This is a genomic window from Aeromonas sp. HMWF014, assembly GCF_963878295.1.
Classification (GTDB): Bacteria; Pseudomonadota; Gammaproteobacteria; order Enterobacterales; family Aeromonadaceae; genus Aeromonas; species Aeromonas popoffii.
In genome coordinates, this window is record NZ_CAWNYS010000310.1 from 1 (window position 1) to 3,404 (window position 3,404).

The window sequence follows — 3,404 nt, forward strand, 5'->3', positions numbered from 1 at the left end:
CCTGGGGCTGGGGAAGTCATGACTTGCTGGCTGATTTGGGCAACAACGCCGCGTTTGGTCAAACAAATTAGCCTCGCCTTGGTTTGCAAAGGTACATACTGCGTTCAAATTCGCGGATCCGCATTGGGCTCCGGCTATTCTTCTTCTTTTCTGCGTTATTTTTCTATCGCCATTTTTGCAAAAAAGATCGCGTTATAAAAAACAGACTTCCCAGCTCTATTTTATTGCAGATGAGAAAATTGATGATAGAAAAGACGATCTACTGACAAATGAAGTTCAGGCTAAGTCGTTTGCAGAGACTGTTCTTGCAAGTGGCTCCCATCCGGGGCTAGTCTTTGGTGTTGATGGTCCGTGGGGTGTAGGTAAAACGAGTTTTATTAATCTGGTTGAGCGTTATTGGGAAGATGCTGCTGACAAGGTTCTTGTTTGTCGATTCGAGCCGCTACGTTATGCCTCTGAACCTGATCTTGCTGACCGCCTAATTCGCGATCTATCTGCTGTGATTCAAGACAAGGTATTTGCACCAGAATTTAGGCCGGCAGCTTCGCGATATTCACGCCTCATTAAGGGAAAAGCCGATATTTCATTTTTAGGGTTCAAAATTTCGCTAGAGCCTTCGCATGAAACGATTGATGAACTTCTCGATGATATTGACGAGGTCCTGCGCCGTATCGAGCGGCGCGTAATTATCGTAATTGATGATCTAGACCGTCTGGACGCGAAAACGATAAACAATGTTCTATTCGCAACGAGGAGGACGTTCAAGCTGTCTCAGGCAACATATGTTCTTTGCTATGACACGGAAGTACTTACTGGAAACAATGAAGAAGGGGAAAGAGCACGCGAGTTTTTGGAAAAATTTGTAACAGTCAAGCTAAGCCTGTTCGTGGACAGCTCCAGTCTTTGTGACTTTTTGCGGCGTGATTGGGCGCGCGATGAGAATCAGCTTGGTTCGGTGCCCTCTGACACTATGATAAAACTCGGTGTCGTACTCAACGAACTGGCGGATATTTTAGGGAGTAGCTTGGCGGCTAATTATCAACCGTTTGTTGGGAATTTACGCAAACTAAAACGATTCGTCAATGCGATGCTCTTGATGCAGATAGAGAAAACTGACTTGGGTAGAACAGACTTTCACAAGCGGGATCTTATCAACCTGATGCTATTGCATTTGAATTACCCCGGGCTGTTTCGACGTATCTATGCAGAAGAAACAGAAGGGCGAAGTGGTTCCTTTTCACTGCGGCGAGAATACGGAGATAAAGGGTTCAAAAATGCCGAGACGTTTGCTGCATTGAAGGATGAAGTACCGGACCCTGCCTGGTTCTTGTTGTCTCAGTTATTTGAAAAAAGCATTCTTGATAATGGCTACAGTAGTAATGTCGATGAGGCGGAACGTCGATCTAGAGCGTGCTTTAATAGCGGTGGCTTTAGGAATTTAGAGGCATACCTCAAGCTCATTGTTCGGTTTTCAACGCCAGAGCCACAACAAACATTTATCCTATACCAAAATGCAGTAGCTCAGGCTAGAAGGGGGGAACCGATCGCTTCAATACTCATGCAGCCAGATTTTGATTTGGCGCGTGGAGAATATTCTCATGATCAATTTTGGCGTGTTTTGGTCAACCAATCTCATGAGCTCACAAATACGCAGGCAGAAGACGCTATAGATAGGCTTATTGAATATATACCATATTATTCATCATTCGATAATAATGATCAAGGGTTACGTCAGCGAGCCATTTACTCTTTATTACGGCTGTTGGATAATGTTGGGTGGGGGCGAGGGTCTGGACGGCGACTATCCAATGGTGATGAAAATACTATAGAAATAGCATGGCGGTTATTTGGAGAAAATAGCTATCAAGGTAATAGTATACTGGAGAAACTTATAAGTCCTGAACGTGGTGCTCTTGGTTGGTATGATCTCATGATATTCAGACTAGAGTGCTCTGCTGATCGTCGTGGACAACTGTACAATTTGAGGAGAGCACTTATTGTGCATCAAGATAAGAATGCTCCCACTTCAGGATTAGTCAGAGACCTTGCTCTGATAGAAATGAGGAAACTATCACAGGAGATATTTTCTATCTTCAAACGAACTTATATCGACTCACAACGTAACTTTTTTGCGGAGGTCAATGATGTGACTGTAGATGTATTTCTTGGTGCTGCGTTCATGAAGTGTATCGGAGATGCATCACAAGATCCTATCGTAGCAGAAGAGAGCTCACTAGCTCGAAGAATTGCTAGTGCACGTAATATAGTCAATATATTCGTTATATATCAACTTAGTAACACAACCCCCCTAATGGCTCAGGTGTAGGTTGTGGGTATTATGATGAGAGTGGGAGTGGGGATTGTAGTGGAATCGCCCAGTTGATGAACTACTACGTATTTAATATCTGCTTCAATCCAGAGATCGATGAGAGCAATATATTTTTCTTCCTTGATCACTGTTTGTCAAATCTAAGCAGTTCATTCTTTTCTGGCCGGAATGAAGATGGCTACATTGCAACCAGAGAAACACTTTCAGGTGGTTTGGATCCGATAGCGATGGGGAATTATTGGACTAAATATCGCGAGCTGATCCGAGGACTTAAGCTAAATACTAGCGAACGATGTGTTTTCACATCAAATTACACAGCCTTCTATCGTGATGACCTTGATGGAGTATTCGCAGTGCTCGATGAACTGGCTGTTGAATGTTCTGTGTCATGATTGATTATTCGTTACAGTGCCGTAGGGTGCAATTTAATTGCACCGCTAATCTTGATCCTTATAGCTTGCACAACAGCCCCGCTGCAAACGGTGCAATACGCTGCGCTTATTGCACCCTACGTGTCTTCGTCAATTCGATGGGGCGGTGTTGCTGAGCGCCATACCCGTCACCAAGGCAACAAAAGGGGCGATCTGCGCCCCGAATTCTCTATAATGCCCCCCTTTAAAATCGCCGGACGCAGGTCCGGCGCGCGTTGATGGCCGTGTTGCGCCGTCAGGGCGGTCATCAGGATTGAGAATCGGTTATGCATACTCTGGAACAGCTGCGCGCGGGCGAACTCTGCGGTGCCCGCCATCTGAAGCTCTCTGAAAACCTGACGGTTTTCCCCCCCGAGATCTTGAGCCTCAAAGAGACGCTGGAGGTGCTGGATCTCACCGGCAACCAGCTAAGCACGCTTCCTGACGAGCTGGCCGGGTTCACCAAACTGCGCATCCTCTTTTGCTCCGATAACTGCTTTACAGCGTTGCCCGAGGTGCTGGGGCGCTGCCGGTTGCTGACCATGGTGGGTTTTAAGGCCAACCGGATTGCCAGCGTGTCGGCCAAAGCGCTGCCTGCGGGGCTGCGCTGGCTGATCCTGACCGACAACGTCATTGAACGGCTGCCCGATGAGTTGGGTCAGTGC

At 46.4% G+C, this 3,404-nt stretch carries 4 protein-coding genes; all 4 read left to right on the top strand.

The genetic code is table 11. The features are described from left to right. A partial coding sequence (locus tag AAC083_RS12740) for a hypothetical protein (protein ID WP_219927885.1) occupies window positions 1–198 on the top strand: 198 nt, incomplete at its 5' end. Beyond that, on the top strand, window positions 176–2,326 hold the full coding sequence (locus AAC083_RS12745; protein WP_219927886.1) for a KAP family NTPase: 2,151 nt from the start codon (window positions 176–178) through the stop codon (window positions 2,324–2,326). The genes AAC083_RS12740 and AAC083_RS12745, both read left to right, overlap by 23 nt. 56 nt (window positions 2,327–2,382) lie before the next feature. Then, the gene (locus AAC083_RS12750; protein ID WP_219927887.1) at window positions 2,383–2,721 is read left to right on the top strand and encodes a hypothetical protein; all 339 of its coding nucleotides are present in this window, start codon (window positions 2,383–2,385) and stop codon (window positions 2,719–2,721) included. A 305-nt stretch (window positions 2,722–3,026) separates the two neighbouring features. After that, window positions 3,027–3,404 (top strand): leucine-rich repeat domain-containing protein (locus AAC083_RS12755; RefSeq protein WP_181364741.1); only part of this gene is annotated, 378 nt, incomplete at its 3' end.